The sequence below is a fragment of the Campylobacter cuniculorum DSM 23162 = LMG 24588 genome (assembly GCF_002104335.1).
GTDB classification, from domain to species: Bacteria; Campylobacterota; Campylobacteria; order Campylobacterales; family Campylobacteraceae; genus Campylobacter_D; species Campylobacter_D cuniculorum.
In genome coordinates this window covers 135,376-153,217 of record NZ_CP020867.1, presented here as the reverse complement: position 1 = coordinate 153,217, position 17,842 = coordinate 135,376, and the positions used below count along the sequence as shown (strand labels likewise).

Genomic DNA, 17,842 nt, shown 5'->3' with positions numbered 1-17,842 from the left:
CACGACAAAAAAGCGTTGCAAATGTCTATTTCATAAGCTTTTATCGTATTTGTGTAAAAGCTTTTAAAATCTTTCACATTAATAAAACAAAATCAAACCTAAGACGTTTTTGTGTGAGTGTTTTAAGTCTCTCAAGACTTTTAAGTGTTTTTTAACAAGCTCAAAGCTTTAAGAAGTTTTTTAAATAAAACTTAAAATGAGCACGTGCCTTTTAAAGAGCTTGACAATAAAGCTTAAGCTTTTTTTACCAACTCAAAACAAGCCCCAAGCAAAAACCAAGCTTTTAGACAAATAGGACTTTAAAAGCAAAATTTGCACTTTGTTAAAAGAGATTAAATGAATGTTTTTAATAGTCTTAAACAAAGTTAAGCTTTTATCCATAAAGCTTTTGTTAATCCACAAGCTTAAGCCCTTAAACAAACACTTTAACCAAGCAAAACAAACCCAAAGCACATTTTACAAAAAATAGAGTTTAAACTAAGCTTTGAAGTATGATTACTAAACAAAAATTTTCTTTATTTCTTAAAATCATCCCATGAATTGAGCTCTAAAATCAAGAGATATTTTTAAAAAGCCTTTCAATGCTTTGCTAATGATTTTAGGCTCAATGTTTTGATTTATTTATTTTCGTTTTTATTTTTTAAATCAATGCTTATCAAACTCCTCGCATATCTTTTCAAATTCATTATAATAGTTCCAAGAAGCGACAATATCCGGACGCACTTGTTTAAGATGAGCGTATTCTTTATCAAAGATTTTTTTAAAACTATCTCTTAAATCTTTATTTTTTCTAAAATACTCCAAAATATCTTTCTCTTTAAATTGTTTATTTACCTCTATTTTTTCTTGTTCCTCTAAAGTTTTAGTAAGTTCAATTAAATATTTTTTAACATCATTAAAAAGTTTAGAATTATTTATCAATTTAGAATAGTCTTCTTTTTTCACTAAATATACAATATGTTCAAATAAAACTTCATTGTTAAAAAGTTGTCTTTTTAAATCAATAAATTCATTGTTTTTAGGTATTGAATTATAAGTGGTAATAAGTATATCAATTTTTAATTCTGTATATTCTAAAGGAATACTTAATGTTACCGGAAGAGCAAGTAAAATATCATTCACACAAACTTTTGATGAATAAAATTGCTCTTCACGTAAGCTTGGAAAATGTAAAATTTCTTTTAATCTATTAAATGTTTTAAAAGTATTTTTTCCTTTAATTGCCTCCATATCAAAATATAAAATTTCACTTGCAATATTTTTTAAAATATCAATTCTTTCTTTCAAAATAAAATGGTTTCCTTCAGTATAAGCATAAAGATTAGCTAAGGTCGGATGATCTGAAGCTGTGTATTTTAAACCTTGTTCAGTTTTTACATAATGTTGGTATTTTATGCAACCTTGAATTAAATGCTTATAATCGGATTTTAAAGATATATTTCTTGGAAAAGCTTTATAGGAATTTGCGGTTTCATGATGATTTACAATGGGTTTAAGAACAGATATAGGGTCTCTAACAATACACAAAATTGGAACTTTTTTTGTTATTAAAAAATATAACTTATCGTTGTCGTTTGTAAAGCGATATCCGCTTATAACCAAAGCGTTATATTGATTATGTTTGCAAAGTTTAAAACAATCAATATATCTTTGTTGATTATTTGAAATTCTACGATTAATATGAATACCACAACTTGATAAGTAAAGTTGCATTGCCGCACTTCCAGCTCCATAATTTCCTAAAAATATAAACTCATAACACCTTGGCAAAGGCACATTCATATCCCAAGCTAATTCAGCATCCACACTCTCATAATCAAGCTTTAAAGGATTAAGCAAAGAGGGATAAGGATGTTTTGTATCAAGGTATTTTTCTTTGAATTCTTTTGAATGAAGCCATTCTTTGATGAGAGTTAAATTGTTATTGATGAATTGAAGATGAAAGGAGATATTATGTTTTAAAACAACAAGTAAGGCTTCATAATCTTTAAATTCCTCAAATAATTCTTTAAACTCTTTCAATAAAGAATTTGAATTTGGTAAAGAGAATAAGAGTTTAATGAATTCTTGTTTTTGTTTAGGGTTTAGATGTTGCAGTAAGAATGTGAGATAATTTTTATATTCCTCATCATTGATGAATTCTTTATTTTCAAAGATAAGAATAAGAGAAGAGTTATTGAGTTTAAAGTCTTGATGGTCTTGAATGAATTGTTTGAATTCTTTATAAATCTTACGAGCATCTTTGATTGAAGTGTAGAGTTTTAAATACCCACCCCTATACCAAGATTTATGAGCCTTAATCAAGGCTTGTCCTAAGAGATAAGACAGATGATATTTATATCTTAAAGCCTCTTCATAATCACTGCATTGTTCTAAAGCAGGATATTTAAGATGGGGATAAAGAGAGATGAAATCTTTGTAGAGTCTTTGAGTTCTTTGATGAGTTTTACTGATATGATAGAGCTTTTTGATTAAAAGACAAAGCCCCCCCCCATTTTTATCATAATCAATAAGAGCCTGTCCTAAACGATAAGAGAGACAATCTTTGATTCTTAAAACAGCACAATGAGCCTTTTGCATTTTCATCCTTTATATAATAATGTGTTTTGTTTTTAAATTCTTTTCATCTTTTTAATGAAGCTTTCATAGACTTTGTTGATTGAAATTGCTTCATCCCTTAGCAAAATACACAAAGCTCTTATCTTTAGCCCTACAGGGATGATGAGTCTTTATTTTTAAAAAAGCTTTTATCTTTAGTCTTTGCTTTTACAAAGCTATGCATACTTAAGTCCTTTCATCTTTTCAATGAATGTTTAAGCCTTAAAGCATCTTGATGAAAAAGATTTTAATAAAAACAAAAAGCTTATTGTATCAAAAAAAAAAAAACAAATGCAAGGGATTAAATAAAGAAGATATTTTATGAAATTTTTTTATTGATTTTATAGAATGGGGGGGGGGTGATAGAAAAGCTTCAAGCAGTTAAAAAGACAACTATCAGTCTTTATGCTTAATTTTAGGATATTGCAAAGACTCTCATATTAAGAATTTGATTGTGTTTAAAAAAAGGGGGGGGGGGTAAAAATACAAAACAAGATTAAAAAGAAATTGAAAATATATCATTTTAAAAAGAGCAAAGAGATAAAATTAAAAGCAAGAATAGAAATAAACCAAAAAGGGTTTAAAGCCTAAAAAAGCAAAATTTAAAATAGAGCTAGAAATTGCTTTAAAAAAGCTTAAAACAAAATTTCACTTTCATTAAATTTCGCATTCATTCTTGGAAGCGGAGATTTAGGTGTGTAGTATTCGCTTTTACCCTTGTATAAGCCCTTTCTCACATCGCTTGGAATGTTAAATTTTCTTGTAGTATCTGGAAATTTTTCTAAATATTGAGTTAAAAATTCCCTAAATACAGGTGCAGCTGTCCTTGCTCCGCCTTCGGTGGATTTCATCGGTTTGTTATTATCATTGCCAAACCAAATTAAGGCTTCAATTTCAGGCGTGATTCCACAAAACCAAGCATCGACGCTTTTATTGGTTGTGCCGGTTTTCCCCGCAATTTCTATATCATTAACTCTTGCATTGCGTCCTGTGCCGTGCTCAACAACATTTCTCATCATATCAAGCACTAAAAAACTTTGTCCCTCTTCGCTCACTCTATATTCTTTAGAAGGAAATTCAAGTAAAATTTTACCCTCTTTATCTGCTATTTCTCTGATGATTTGCGGCTCTTTTATCACCCCATTGTTTCCAAACATTGTATAAAATTTAGAAAATTCTAAGGGTGAAATGCCAAAACTTCCAAGCACTAAAGACAAATCCGGATGAATATCTTTAAAACCCATCTGTAATAATTTTGAGTATATAACATCAATTCCTATATCCAAAGCCAAATTGATTGTTGCAAGATTCCTTGAAGCTGTCAATGCTTGTTTTAGAGTGATAATGCCTTCAAAATTTCCTCCATAATTTTTAGGTTTCCAATCCTCGTTATTTCCTGCACCGCCTTCAAAAATCCTTGAAATATCCGCCACTTCACTCATAGGAGAATATCCTAAATTGATAGCAACTTGATAAATAAAAGGCTTAAATGAGCTTCCGGGCTGTCTTGTACTTTGAGTAGCACGATTATAATTGCTCTTTTCATAATCCACCCCGCCCACCAAAGCCAAAACCCCTCCGCTTTGATGATTGACTACAACTATAGCCCCATTTAAAGTGCTTAAATTTGCATCCTTGTCTCTTTTAACAATTTCATCATAACCAAATTGCAAAGCTTTTCTTGCCATTTCTTGCACATCTAAATCTATATTGAGTGTGATTTTATAGCCTCCGGTTTTAAGGTCTTTGAAATTGGGGCTTAGTTGTTTTATCACCTCATCAACAACATAAGGTGCCATATTTTGAGTGAGCGTATCATCGTAAATCGTTGGAATTTCGTTAAGGGCTTCGTCGTATTCGTTTTTTGAAATCCAGCCTAAACTATAAAGTCTTTGAATGACATTATTTGCTCGTGAAACTGAAAGGTCTAAATGTTTAGTCGGATCATAACTGCTTGGTGCTTTTGGCATACCTACAAGCATAGCTATTTCTTTAAGAGTGAGTTCATTTAAATTTTTATGAAAATACCCTTGTGCCGCTGTTTTAATCCCATAATATCCATGTCCAAAAAAAATAAAATTCAAATATCTTTCTAAAATTTCTTCTTTGCTTAAAAATGTCTCCATTTTATAAGCAAGTAGAGCTTCGCGTATCTTTCTTTCTAAGGTTTTTTCGGGCGTGAGTTCGGTGTTTTTGATAAATTGCTGTGTGAGAGTTGAAGCTCCTTCCATTGTTTTTCCACCACTTTTAATGATTTTAATCACAGCTCTGAAAATCGCATCAATATTCACTCCATTATGCTCAAAAAAACTTGTATCTTCAATCGCAATCAAAGCTTCAATCAACCGCGGCGGAAATTCATTGTAATTTGCATAAAAGCGGTGTTGTTCAAAGATATTAGCAATGAGTTTGCCGTTGATGTCGAAAATTTGTGTGGTTAGAGGAGGTTTGTATTCTTTAAAAGTATATCCCTTATCATCTGCGAGTGTAAAAAGATAAGTCGCATAAATCGCTCCAGCAACGATAATAAGAAGAAAAAAAGAAAAAATATAAGTCAAAATTCTCATAAATAAGCCTTTAAAGTTAAGGTATCAAGCCCCAAAGCAGTGTCTAAATTCCCTATACGATTGATAATGTATTTCTTATGAAAGCTCTCACAAGAAATTGCTCCTGCTTTACCCTTATAAAAATCATTTTCTACATAATTTTCTACATCTTTAGGCTCAAATTCTTTAAAAAAAAGCGTGGTTTTAGAAAGGGAAAAAATCTGTTTTTGAGGGCTCTTTAAGATAAAAGCACTCAAAATATTCACACTTTGATTGCTTTGTAAATCAAGCATTTTATAAGCTTCTTCTTTATTCCTTGCCTTAGTGAGAATTTGTTCTTTCACACACACTATGCTATCAGCAAAAAGAAGAGTTTTATCCTTAAAATCAAGGCTCATTTTTTCGCAAAATTGTCTCTCTTTTTCTAACACCACTCTTTGCACATAAAGACTTGCAGGGATATTTTTATCAAAATTTTCATCAAAATCAAATTTGATTTGCTTAAAAGCTAATCTTGCGTTTTGAAGCAAATTTGCACGAGAAGAAGAGCTTGAAATCAGATAGAGCATTAATTTTTAAGTCCATTTTCTATAGAAATTAAACTTTGTTTTAAAGCCTCGTCAATCTTGCTTAAATCTTTTCCTCCAGCTGTTGCAAAATCATCTCTTCCGCCTCCATTTCCACCTAAAATAAGAGCGGCGTTTTTAACGATTTCTCCCGCTTTTAAAGGGCAATTTTTCACTCCTGCTGCAAGGGTGATTTTTCCATTTTTCACTTGCAATAACAGCACCACAGCTTGATTAAACCCATTCTTAAACTCATCAATCATCGCCTTAATATCGCCCCTATCAACACATTGAACACAAATTTGAGTCCCGTTGATTTCTTTTGAATGAAGTTCTTCTTTATGAGAATTTTTAAGCTCGTTTTTAAGCTCTAAAAGCTCGTTTTTAAGTTTTTTAATCCCGCTTAATAAATCATTTGTTTTAAGCTCTTCTTTAAGAATATTTAATGCTTCAATATTTTTTTGATTAAAATTTAAAGCCGCCTTAGAAACAACCGCTTCAATGCGCCTTACCCCAGCACTCACCCCACTTTCTTTGATGATAAAAAAACTGCCAATTTGTGCTGTATTTTCAACATGAGTTCCCCCGCAAAGCTCCTTACTTTCACCTAAGGTTAAAACACGCACTTTTTCTTGATATTTCTCGTTAAACAAAGCGATTGCACCGCTTTTTTTAGCCTCATCTAAGGGCAGAATTTCAAGCTTGGCTTCGTGAGAATTTAAAATCATCTCATTGACTAAATTTTCGATACTTTCAAGCTCTTCTTTGCTTAAAGCCTTAGGATGAGTAAAATCAAATCTTAATTTATTAAATTCCACCAAAGAACCGGCTTGAGAGATATGAGTTCCTAGAATTTTTCTTAGAGCAAAATGAAGCAAATGAGTGGCTGAATGGTGTCTTGCAATTTGTTGTCTTTTTTCTGTGTCAATACGTGCTAAAACAACTTGTCCGCTTTCTAAATTTTCTTCGGCTTTAACCTGACTAAGATTGAGATTAAAGAATTTTTGTGTATCCAAAACGGGGCTTTGACCGATTTTTCCTGTATCACCGACCTGCCCTCCGCTTGTAGCATAAAATGGGGTGGATTCTAACATTATCCAACCAATTTGTCCGGTTTTAAGCTTAGAAATTTCTTTAAAATTCTCATCTAAAAGTGCGAGAATTTTACTTTTTTCACAAGTATTTTCATAGCCACTAAAAATATTTTGCTTAAATTTTTCAAGTAAATTTTTAAAATCTCCGCTTGTATTTTTATCTCCACTTCCTTTCCACGAAGCCTTAGCACGATTTTTTTGCTCTTGCATTAAAAAATCAAATTTATCCTCATCAACTAAAAGTCCTTTTTCTCTTAACATATCTGCAGTTAAATCCAAAGGAAATCCATAAGTATCATAAAGTTTAAAGGCAACTTCTCCGCTAAAAATCTTTTGCGTTTTGGCAAGTTCTTCATTAAAAATTTCAATACCATTTTCAATAGTGCTTAAAAATCTCTCTTCTTCAAGTTTGATTTGCTCTTTAACAAATTCTTTTTTTTCATTAAGATAGCTATAATGCCCACCCATAAGCTCACAAACCTTATCAACAAGTTTATACATAAAAGGTTCTTTAAACCCTAACAAATATCCATGCCTTAAAGCCCTGCGTAAAATTCTACGCAATACATAACCCCTGCCTTCTTTATCAAAACTCACACCTTGAGCGAGTAAAAAAACACTTGAACGAATATGATCAGCTATCACTCTAAAACTCGCTCCCTCCTCATACACATAGCTTTTTTTACAAAGTTTAGAAAGAGTGTCAATCAAGGGCATAAATAAAGAGCTGTCAAAATTACTGAATTTTCCCTCTTTAATCGCTGTAATTCTCTCAAGTCCCATACCTGTATCAATGCTTGGTTTTGGTAAAGGCGTTAAACTTCCATCGCTGTTTCTTTCATATTGCATAAAGACCAAATTCCAAATTTCTAAAAAGCGGTCTCCTTCTCCGCCCATATAATCCTCTTCGCCTTTAAAATGCTCTTCACCCTGATCATAAAAAATTTCACTGCAAGGTCCGCAAGGTCCTGTATCGCCCATTTGCCAAAAATTATCCTTATCTCCAAATCTATAAATTCTTTCTTTACTGATGAATTTTTGCCAAAGTTCAAAAGCTTCATCATCATCAGTATGAATGGTAACATAAAGTCTGTCTTTTGGAAATTTCAAAATTTCAGTTACAAATTCCCACGCATAAGCAATGGCATCTTTTTTAAAATAATCCCCAAAGCTGAAATTTCCTAACATTTCAAAAAAAGTATGATGTCTTGCTGTGTAACCGACATTGTCTAAATCATTATGTTTTCCTCCGGCACGAATGCAAGTTTGACAGCTCGTTTTTCTCGGAGGCTTAGGCACTGGAATTTCTCCTGTAAATATACTTTTAAAAGGCACCATTCCAGCATTTGTAAAAAGCAAACTTGAATCATCGGGTACTAAAGGGCTTGAAGGAGTGATTTCATGCCCTTTTGACTTAAAAAAATTTAAAAATTCACTTCTAATATCCATATCAAATTTCCTAAGATTTTTAATTAATTTTGTATGATACCAAAATTACTTTAAATTAAGTAAAACTAAACTATAATTACGCTTTTAAATTTTTATAAGGCTCTTAAATGAAATTTATTAATCTTTTGGCACAATATCACGCTTACAAACAAGAAATTGATACAGAAATTTTTAATATTTTAGAAAATTCTTCATTCATAGGTGGGAGTCAATTAGAAGAATTTGAAAAGAATTTAGCCTCTTTTGTCGGCGTTAAACACGCTATTGGTTGCTCTAGTGGCACAAGTGCTTTGGATTTAAGCTTAAAAGCCTTAAAAGAAGATGAAAAAGATGAGGTTATTGTGCCAAGTTTTACTTTCATTGCAACGGCTGAAATGGTGGTTTTAAATGGTTTAAAACCTGTTTTTGTCGATATAAATACTCAAGATTTTAACTTAAATTTTGAAAATGTTAAAAAAGCCATCACCCCAAAAACTAAAGCGGTCATAGCGGTGAGTATGTTTGGACAAATGAGTGATTTAGAAAGTTTAAATCAACTTTGTGAAGAAAATCAAATCATTCTCATCGAAGACGGGGCTCAAAGTTTTGGAGCGAGTTTTAAAGGCAGAAAATCTTGTTCTATTGCCCAAATTTCTTGCACGAGTTTTTTTCCGTCAAAACCTTTAGGTGCTTATGGAGACGGCGGAGCGATTTTTGTCAATGATGATGATTTGGCTCAAAAAATAAGAATTTTACTCAATCACGGACAAACTCAACGTTATAAACACGAATTCATAGGCATTAACGCAAGACTTGACACCTTACAAGCTGCGATTTTGAATGTGAAGTTAAAACATTTTCAAAAAGAGCTTGAAAAAAGACAAGTTATCGCTAGAATTTATGATGAAAATCTTAAAAATTGCAAGGTTCCTGAGATTAAAAAACATTGCATCAGTGCTTATGCGCAATATAGCGTTTTGGTAGAAAATAGAGCCAAAGTGATAGAAGCTTTTGAAAAAGCAAAGGTGCCCTATGCTGTGCATTATCCGATTCCACTTCACAAACAAACTTGTTTTAAGGCTTTTAATGATTTAACTCTTAAAAATACAGAATTTGTAAGCAAACATATACTCTCTTTGCCATTTTCTGCATTTTTAAGTGAAGATGAACAAGCAAGAGTGATTGAAATTTTTGCAAAATTTTAGGAAAAAAATGAAAATTGGTATAATCGGACTTGGAAAAATGGGACAAAATCATCTCAAAGAACTCTCTAAAAATCCAAAATTTACTATCAATGCTCTTTTTGATTTGAATCAAAACTTAAATTCTCACGCTCCTTTTTTTCAAAATTTAGATGAATTTTTAGCTCAAAATAATGATTGCGTTATCATTGCAACTCCTACAAATACGCATTTAGAATTAGCAAAAAAGCTTTTTGGTCAAGTTAAAACTTTATTGATTGAAAAACCTTTAGCTATAAATTTAAAAGAGATTGAAGAGATTCAAAAACTCGCAATTTCTTATCAAAATAATATTGCAATCGGTTTTTGCGAGAGATTTAATCCCGCCGTTTTGACCTTAAAACAAGAATTAAAAAACGAAAAAATCATTAGCATCAATATACAAAGATACTCGCCTTACCCCACTCGCATTCTTGATATTGGAGTCTTGCAAGATTTAGCAGTTCATGATTTGGATTTGCTTTATTTTTTAAGTAAGCAAAGAATCACAAAAGCAGAAATTTTAAAAAAGAGCACTCAAAATAAGCACAGAGAAAGTGAAAGCATACTTGCTTGTGAGTGTGAAAATTTCATCGCTTGTGTGCATCAAAGCTGGAATAGCTCTCAAAAGCTTAGAAAAATTCATCTCATCACTCAAAACCACTTTTTTGAAGCCGATTTAAATGAATTTAGCCTTAAAAAAGACGGAAAGGAATTGCAAATGATCAGCTTGAATTCTCCGCTTTTTTCGGAGCATAATGCCTTATTTGATTTAGCTTTGTCTCAACAGAATGATTTGGCTTGTATCGAAGATGCTTATGCAGTGCAAGAGCTTTTAGAAAGGTGCGAATGAGACTTGTTTTGTTTTTAAATATGGGCGGGGCAAGTTCTTTAGAAGAATGTGAAGTTTTTTTAAAAAATATGTTTAATGACCCTTATATTTTAGGCATTAAAAACGCTTTTTTAAGAAAGATGGTTGCGGGAATTATTTCTCAATTGAGACTTAAAACTATGCAAGAAAATTATAGACAAATTGGCGGGAAATCGCCCTTAAATGAGCTGACTTTAAGTCTTTGTCAAAAACTTAATTTAAAATGCGAAAATTCAAGCACAAAAAAAGAATGGAAATTTGATTTTGTGAATTTATATGTCTCGCCTTTTGCTAAAGAAGTTTTGCAAAAATATAAACTCACTCAAAATGATGAAATCGTGCTTTTTCCACTTTATCCTCATCATTCTCAAACCACAGTAGGCTCATCTGTTGAGGTTTTAAAAAAAGAAATCGCACAATTAAATTGCAAGGCTGAACTTAAAATCGTAGAGGTATTTTACAAACATCAATTTTATAACCAAATGCTTGTTGATGATATTCTTAAGGCTAAGCAAAAATTCACCGTGGCTAAAACCTTGATTTTTTCAGCACATTCTTTGCCAATTTCCCTTATCAAAAAAGGCGATTTGTATGAAAAACATGTTGTAGAACATACAGAAATTTTAAAAGAAAAGCTCAAAGATAATTTTGATGAATTCATACTTTCTTATCAATCTAGGCTCGGTCCTGTGAAATGGCTTGAGCCTCATACGGGAAATATTTTGGCGAATTTAAAAAATGAAGCTTTGATTTATCCTATTTCTTTTTGCATTGATTGTTCAGAAAGTGTTTTTGAACTTGAAATTGAATACAGAAAGATTGCACAAAAAGATTATAAAGTGATTGCTTGTCCTAATGATAGTGAGAATTTTATGAAATTCATTTTAATGGATTTAGAAAATTTATGAATCACTCAATTCTATTTTATATTTTTTAAACTTGATTGATTTACAAAAATTAAAAATAAAATTATAAGACAGGGCAAGGAATTGATTTCATTAGGGCAAATTAAATTTTCAAAATCATTCTAAATTGAGAAAAATTCATTTCATTGTGATAAGAAAATTTTAGGTTTTCGGTGCATTTTATCTTAAAATAATAAATAATTTGTTTTATAATATTTAATCCATTCAATCATTTTATTTTATACATTGTAAAGCTTATTTAATATAAAATCTTTAAAAAATTCAAAAGGATTAAAACATTGCGAGTGGTTTGCTAGAAATGTTAAAACTTGGGAATGGCTCGGAGATAGTAATGATGAAAACTATGTAGGAGATTTGATTGCTCTGTTTAAAAAAGATGGCAAAGGGCATAGGACAAAATATAGGCAGTGAGATTTATGGTAAAGGATAAAGAAATTAACAACGAAAATCTCAATCAAGGTAAAAAATAAACAATCTAATAGATTTTGACATTCTATTTTCTCAAATATTATTGTCATCCTATAACAATAATATTATAAAACATTATGATAATCTTAAACTTATAGGAAAAATCACTCCAAAAATTGCTACATTAGAAATTATTTTGAGAAATAAACTCGATAGTAAATTAACAGAAAAAGATAATGATTGGATAAAAAATTCTAAGGATGAAAAAATAAAAGAAGCTAGAGAAAAAATTGAAGATAAGGGAAAAAATAGAGTTTTATCTCATCATCAATATCTTTCTCGTATGAGCTTAGGAACGATTATTTATCTCATCAAAGAAAATAGATTGCAAAATTCTATAATGAATTTAAAAGATATTAATTTTAGAAACTATGGAGAATACAATAGAAATTTCTTTTTTGAAAATGGAATAAAATTACGCTTTAGAAATACACACAAAGTTGATATTGTTCTTAGTCTATTGCAAAATCTAAGAAATAGAGGCTATCATTGGGAGAATATTTTAAAAACAACAGAGAAAAATACAAAACATTATCCAAGATTAACAACAAAGATTGAAAATACTTATATAGGTATCAATCCACAAAAGATAGAAACATTTTTAAATGATTTAATTAAAACATTTGATGAAAGAATTTTAGAATATTGTTAAGATGAGAAAGGTGGGACACAAGGAGTCCCTCGAATTTCATTGTGATTATAGCGATAAAATATTTAAAGCAAACTAAAAAAATAAAAAATTAATATTTTGCATCTACTTTTGACTAAAACTCCAAATAACAGAAAGCCACGCCTCTTTCGGTTAAATGTTTTTTGCTACAATTGCATTAAGCTTAGACTAAGTGCGGTTTTTATAAAATTTCTTAAGGTTGTTTAAATGAGATAATTAATGAGTTTGGTTATCTTATTAATTAATTCTAAAATAAGAACTAAAAACTCAATGATCTTACTCATTATGTCTCTTTCTTGTAACCGAAAGAGTAGCCATACTTAATATATTTTAATTATAGAATGTTTTAGCATCTTAACGTTTATGTGATAAAATAGACTCATTTCAAAAGACTATTTTATCAATGTTTTTCTTCTTAAATAGTATTTTTAACCCACTCAGATTCAACTATCGAAAGAACTCTTGCAGTTTTGTAGATATTATCATACAGATTTAGTATGGTTCTTACTTTAATGTAAGCAATCAAAATTGAATTATTTCAACTAAGTCTATTTTTGTTTAAAATATTGTGCATATTCAAAAGGTCTTTCTTTTAGTTTAAAATAAAATTTATTATGAAATTGGGTTGTAGTATTTAAAGTTTTTTGAAGAGTTCCTAAAGAATATTCTAAAGCTCCATTATATATTATCTCTTCTTTTTGCAAATAACCCACAGCATATTTCAAAGGAGAGATATTTGAGAAAAATAATTCAATAAGATTAAAATTTAAATTATTATTCGCTTCTACATAAAAAGAATGATTTCCATGTATTTTATAGGTAGCTAAATTAAAAAATAAATTATTTTTATCTTGATACAAACCTATATCATAAGCAATGATAAATTTTCTCAAACTCCATACAAGATAAGAATAAAATAAATCATCGCTAAAATCTACTATGTCATAGTCATTTTTTTGCACCATTTCATCTAGCATTGAAATTAGTTCAAATTTATTTAAATTTTTATTTTCGATATAGTAAAGTTTAATACCATGAACTTGATTAATCTCATTAATATAAGAAGTCAAAAATTCAATATTATCTTTATAAAGTTTTAAAAAATATTTTTTTAATTCTAAATTATCTATAATTTTATCGGGGTTATTTTTGAAGAAAAGTTCTTTAAGCCCTTCAAAGCAATTCTCATCAACATTAAAAGCTTTAAAGATGATATTTTTTTCTTTGATTATAATTTTACCTAAATAAATGCTTGTTTCAAATTTGAAATTTTTCTTAAGATTATATTCTTTTTTTAAGAATTCTTCATCAAGTCCTTTTATGCTCATATCACTTTGCAAACCTAAGTAAATAGTTTTATCTTCCCTTATATTGGAGATATAATCTTTAAGCGGTATTTTTATAGTTTTCATTGTTTTCCTTGATTATAAACTTCTACCTATGAGGGTTTCTACATATCTTGGATCTCTTTCATTGGGCTGAATTTCATAAGCATCTTGTATAGCACCTATATTACAACCTACTAAATAATTCTCACCAGAATCGCAAATTCTACTAAATTTGTCAAAAATAATTTTCTCATTGATATAAGCTTTTTCAGAATAAAAAACATATCTACCTAGGGCGTCCGTATTGTGATTATAATATTTTTCTATATAAAAATGCCTGCATTCGTGAAAAACCGTTTTTGCAAATTCTTTAAAATAAGCTTTTAAAATGTATTGATTTAATCTGACCTTATTCTCTTTATAAGCTCCAAAAGATAAAGATCCACTAGGCTTTTCGCTATAAAAGACTACATTTTCTAAAGGTAAATCAAATTCTTTACAAAGAGTTTGAGTTAAAGCTTTTAAAAAATCTTTACATTCTTCAAGATCTCTGTTTTTGTTATTTAAAAGCTCTGTGTGGAATTGTTTAAAACTTTTACCATTCTTATATTCTAAAGGTAAAATTTTATTAATTATAGTGCTAATATATTTGTCGTCTCTATCTTGAAGGTAAAATTCCTTATCTTTTTCCGATACACTTGTTAAAAATTCCTTATTGATTAAATCAAATCTATAGTATATATAAGCGATTTTTCCAGCAAATTGCGGATAAGTTCTAAGATAGGTAAAAAAGTCTCTTTTTTCTTGATTTCTTAAATTTGCTCTTAAAAACCAATTTGCCTCTTCGACACTATCGATTGATTTTTGTCGGTTAAGATTATATACATTAAAGGCTTTTAGCTCCTCTCTTGTAAATAATTCTTTTACTCTATCATCTCTACCAGAGCCAACTTTAAAGCTCATATCTATGATTTTATAAGCATCATTTAAATTAGGAAGTCTTTTAAATTTATTTTTATCTTCATAAGCAAAAACTAAAGCATAATATTTATCAAATTCTTCTTCATTAGCCCTTGTTAGTGGCAAACTAAAGCCTATTTTTTCAAATTCTTCATCTTTTTCCTCATCATCCATTTCCCAGCATTCATGAAAATATTTACTTTCATCTTTTAAAAACTTTATATCTTTAAATTCTAAATGCTCTTTGCCTTCTAAAATTCTTTGAAGTCTTGCTTCATTTTGAATTTGAGCTAAAGCCCAAACAATATTTACATCATCTTCTAAACCATCAACTTCGCATTCTACGTAAGTCCCTGGTGCAAAATTTGCCTTTTCATCGATAATAATCCTTACACTTTTTTCAGCATTTACCACATCTTTATCTTCATCGAGCTCCCATTCTATTTCTTTTATGAAATTTACTTTAGATTTTTCTTGTTTAGCATACTCCACCCTTAAAGAAATAATTCCTTCTTCTTCACTCTGTATAAATTTAGCTTGCTTACTTAAATTCTCTAATAACTGTGCTTGTGCCATACCTATGCTACCACTGCTGCCAAACTCTCCCTTTTCATTGATAGAGTAAAGATATAGATTATCTTTTATTATGCTTTGTTCTTTTTTGTCTTTTTTGCTTTTTTTATTTTCTTTTTCATTACTTTCTTTTATTTCTATTTCTTTTGAAGTTTTAGAGCATTCTTTATCAGTGTATAATCTCACACAATATCTTCCCCAAGTTTTTCCTATTTCAAAGGGATAATCTTTTAAAAAGCTAGGATTAGTGTCTTTATCTATTTCATTAATCTTTAAATAATACTCCCCTTCAGGTAAGCTTGCAAATCTATCTTTAATACTTTCATCATCATAGTAAAAATAAGCCTTTCCACTTTTGCTTTTATCTTTTTCATCTTGGTAAAAATAATGTGCAATTTGTTTTTTACTTCTTTTTTTATTGTCTGCTTTAGCTGTTCCACTTCTTGCCATATAAGAATTAATTAAATCATTTCCTTTGTAATGATAGACATTAAATCCATCATAAATTAAATGATCTTTAGCTTTAAATTTAAGCACAAGTCCTTCTTTATGATTGATATAATTATTAAATATCCTTTTAGCATTTTGTAAAGGAGTAGAAAAATAAGCTTCTTTTTCATCAAGCTTTACTTTAAAGCTATAACAATCACTAAAATACTTTTCCTTGTCAAATCTTATTTTTCCTTTTTCATCACTACATCTTTTTAGATTTAACACTCTTAAAGCTTTATCATGTTTAAAACCTTTTATAATAATTTTTGCATTAGCAATAGGCTTATTGTGTTCATCTTTTAAATATAAAGTGATAAAGCAGGGTTCTTTGGCACTTGATGAAGACTCGCTTGAGTTATTTTGTTCGTTTTGACTAAAGAAAGCAGAATACTTTGAATGGGTTTTGGAGTTTGCATGGTCATCTTGTAAATATAATACACCAGATGGTAGGATATTATTATCATAATATTTTTTAAATGAAGGAAAAAAAGGAATTGGAGATTTAAAAGATTGCTTTTGAAGTATTTCAAACATCCTTTTGTAAATAACTATAGGTTCAATTTTTTCTTGATCAATAAATTCAATATTAATCTTTCTACCTATTTCTAGTGGATCTAATTCATATTCTAAGTAAAGATTTATATATTTTGCAAATCCATCATCACTTTTAAAATCAAAATTATCACCGAGTGGATAAAGCTTTAGATTAGAAATATATTCAGCTTTGTAAGTTTTGACATTAATATGAAATTTCACATCTTTATTAAATGCTATACTTGTGCTTCCAAAAGCAAAAGATCTTTTGGCATAATCACTTGAATTTATATCTAAGTAGTAGTGGCTTATTTCAACTGCCATTTTATTTTCATCATATTTTTCATCATCTTTTTTATTATTGCTAATAAACGGATTTACACCTTTATACATCTTAGTTTTTACTATATCATCCAATCCTAAAACATACATTTCATTTTCTATTTTACCTTTAAATTCTTCAAGTTCTTTTTCGCTAAATTCGCATTCAAAAAATTTTTGAAACACCCCAAAATCTGTAGCACTAGTATATCTATCTACAAATTTCATATAATCAAGTGCCGAAGCTTGTATGGTTATCTTTGCTTTTTCATCTCTTGCTTTATAATCTTTAGCGATAAGCACACGATTATCTTTTCTAGCTAAATTACTTGGCGGTGTGCTTTCTCCCCAAAGATAATAAGATAAAATTTCTATTCCATAATCGCCTTTTAAATTTAACGATGCCATTCATCTCTCCATTGCATATCATAAAATAACTGATAATATAATCCAGGAGGATCAAAATCATAACGCATTTCAACCTCGCCACAATTTGTAATAGGGTAATACCTATAAATTGCATTTTCCCAAGATTTTAATTGTTCTTTTGTAAATTTGAAACCAAGATTACCTATATAAAATTCTTTTATCATTAAGGCATAAGCAGAATAACCAAATTTTGAGTTATTGGCAATATCGCCACCAATCGCAATAAAGTCAATACTATAGGGGATAAAAATATAATTATAAAATTTGTCTTCCAAGAATAAAGAATATTTTAGCTTTAAATCATCTGTTAAAATTTTTTCTTCTTCAAAAGGTCTTACAATACTGAAACCTTGCATTATTTTTTGCATATTTTCTTTTTTAGTTTGATTAAGATCAATTTGTTTTATGATATCGTTGATATCAAATTGCTTGCCATTGCTAGAAAATTGACAACTTGGAGCATTCTTTGCTTTTTCTTTGCTCTCATAATAACAATTATCAACACTAAGCCATTCTCCATCTATATTTGTAAATAATGGATCATGTGCTTCATTGTAAAACTTTTCAAGTAGGTCTTTAGTGGCTCTTTCAAATAATTCATTTTGACTTAATTTTCTATTTTCTTTTATACAATAACCCTCTCGGTTAAGTGTTGCATTAGAGCGTAAAATTACTTTTACATAACCATTTTTAAATTCAGTATAAAAAAGTATCTTATATCCTATAAATCCAATAAATAATATAGCTACAATCCAAGCTAATTTTTTTAATTTTGTGTCAAATAAAAACTGGAATTTTTTCATTTATACTCCTAAAAA

At 29.5% G+C, this 17,842-nt stretch carries 11 protein-coding genes and 1 pseudogene; 4 read left to right on the top strand and 8 right to left on the bottom strand.

Annotation, left to right across the window (positions count from 1 at the left end):
- Positions 1-645: 645 nt before the first annotated feature.
- The 4 genes from CCUN_RS00785 to alaS all read right to left on the bottom strand — a co-directional run bounded on the left by CCUN_RS00785 (position 646) and on the right by alaS (position 8,253).
- Complete coding sequence (locus CCUN_RS00785; protein ID WP_164502901.1) at positions 646-2,580, bottom strand: DUF2972 domain-containing protein; 1,935 nt, start codon at positions 2,578-2,580, stop codon at positions 646-648.
- A 653-nt stretch (positions 2,581-3,233) separates the two neighbouring features.
- Positions 3,234-5,165 (bottom strand): penicillin-binding protein 1A, encoded by a 1,932-nt coding sequence (locus tag CCUN_RS00780; RefSeq protein WP_027305873.1) that lies wholly within the window; start codon positions 5,163-5,165, stop codon positions 3,234-3,236.
- Positions 5,162-5,713 carry a septum formation inhibitor Maf gene (gene maf / locus CCUN_RS00775; protein ID WP_027305872.1) on the bottom strand — a complete coding sequence of 184 codons (552 nt, stop codon included), beginning with the start codon at positions 5,711-5,713 and terminating at the stop codon, positions 5,162-5,164. The genes CCUN_RS00780 and maf overlap by 4 nt, the downstream gene beginning before the upstream one ends.
- Complete coding sequence (gene alaS, locus CCUN_RS00770; RefSeq protein ID WP_027305871.1) at positions 5,713-8,253, bottom strand: alanine--tRNA ligase; 2,541 nt, start codon at positions 8,251-8,253, stop codon at positions 5,713-5,715. Before alaS ends, maf begins: the two co-directional genes overlap by 1 nt.
- 107 nt (positions 8,254-8,360) lie before the next feature.
- Between alaS and CCUN_RS00765 the strand changes: the two genes are divergently transcribed.
- The 4 genes from CCUN_RS00765 (at position 8,361) to CCUN_RS00750 (ending at position 12,369) form a co-directional block, all read left to right on the top strand.
- The gene (locus tag CCUN_RS00765; protein WP_027305870.1) at positions 8,361-9,437 is read left to right on the top strand and encodes a DegT/DnrJ/EryC1/StrS family aminotransferase; all 1,077 of its coding nucleotides are present in this window, start codon (positions 8,361-8,363) and stop codon (positions 9,435-9,437) included.
- Positions 9,438-9,444: 7 nt separating this feature from the next.
- Positions 9,445-10,305, top strand: a complete 861-nt coding sequence (locus tag CCUN_RS00760) for a Gfo/Idh/MocA family protein (protein ID WP_027305869.1) — start codon at positions 9,445-9,447, stop codon at positions 10,303-10,305.
- Positions 10,302-11,231 carry a ferrochelatase gene (hemH, locus tag CCUN_RS00755; protein WP_027305868.1) on the top strand — a complete coding sequence of 310 codons (930 nt, stop codon included), beginning with the start codon at positions 10,302-10,304 and terminating at the stop codon, positions 11,229-11,231. Before CCUN_RS00760 ends, hemH begins: the two co-directional genes overlap by 4 nt.
- Positions 11,232-11,715: 484 nt before the next feature.
- Positions 11,716-12,369 carry a hypothetical protein gene (locus tag CCUN_RS00750; RefSeq protein ID WP_027305867.1) on the top strand — a complete coding sequence of 218 codons (654 nt, stop codon included), beginning with the start codon at positions 11,716-11,718 and terminating at the stop codon, positions 12,367-12,369.
- Positions 12,370-12,802: 433 nt separating this feature from the next.
- On the opposite strand, the pseudogene CCUN_RS10225 reads toward CCUN_RS00750, so the two are convergent.
- From CCUN_RS10225 to CCUN_RS00735, 4 genes and pseudogenes are all read right to left on the bottom strand, one after another.
- Positions 12,803-12,904: pseudogene (locus CCUN_RS10225) on the bottom strand (DUF3825 domain-containing protein); the annotation flags it as partial.
- A 31-nt stretch (positions 12,905-12,935) separates the two neighbouring features.
- Positions 12,936-13,799: a hypothetical protein gene (locus tag CCUN_RS00745; RefSeq protein ID WP_027305866.1), complete on the bottom strand. Its 864-nt coding sequence runs from the start codon at positions 13,797-13,799 to the stop codon at positions 12,936-12,938.
- A gap of 12 nt (positions 13,800-13,811) precedes the next feature.
- Positions 13,812-17,003, bottom strand: a complete 3,192-nt coding sequence (locus CCUN_RS09960) for a hypothetical protein (RefSeq protein ID WP_232087695.1) — start codon at positions 17,001-17,003, stop codon at positions 13,812-13,814.
- The gene (locus tag CCUN_RS00735; protein ID WP_027305865.1) at positions 16,991-17,827 is read right to left on the bottom strand and encodes a hypothetical protein; all 837 of its coding nucleotides are present in this window, start codon (positions 17,825-17,827) and stop codon (positions 16,991-16,993) included. Before CCUN_RS00735 ends, CCUN_RS09960 begins: the two co-directional genes overlap by 13 nt.
- Positions 17,828-17,842 lie beyond the last annotated feature (15 nt).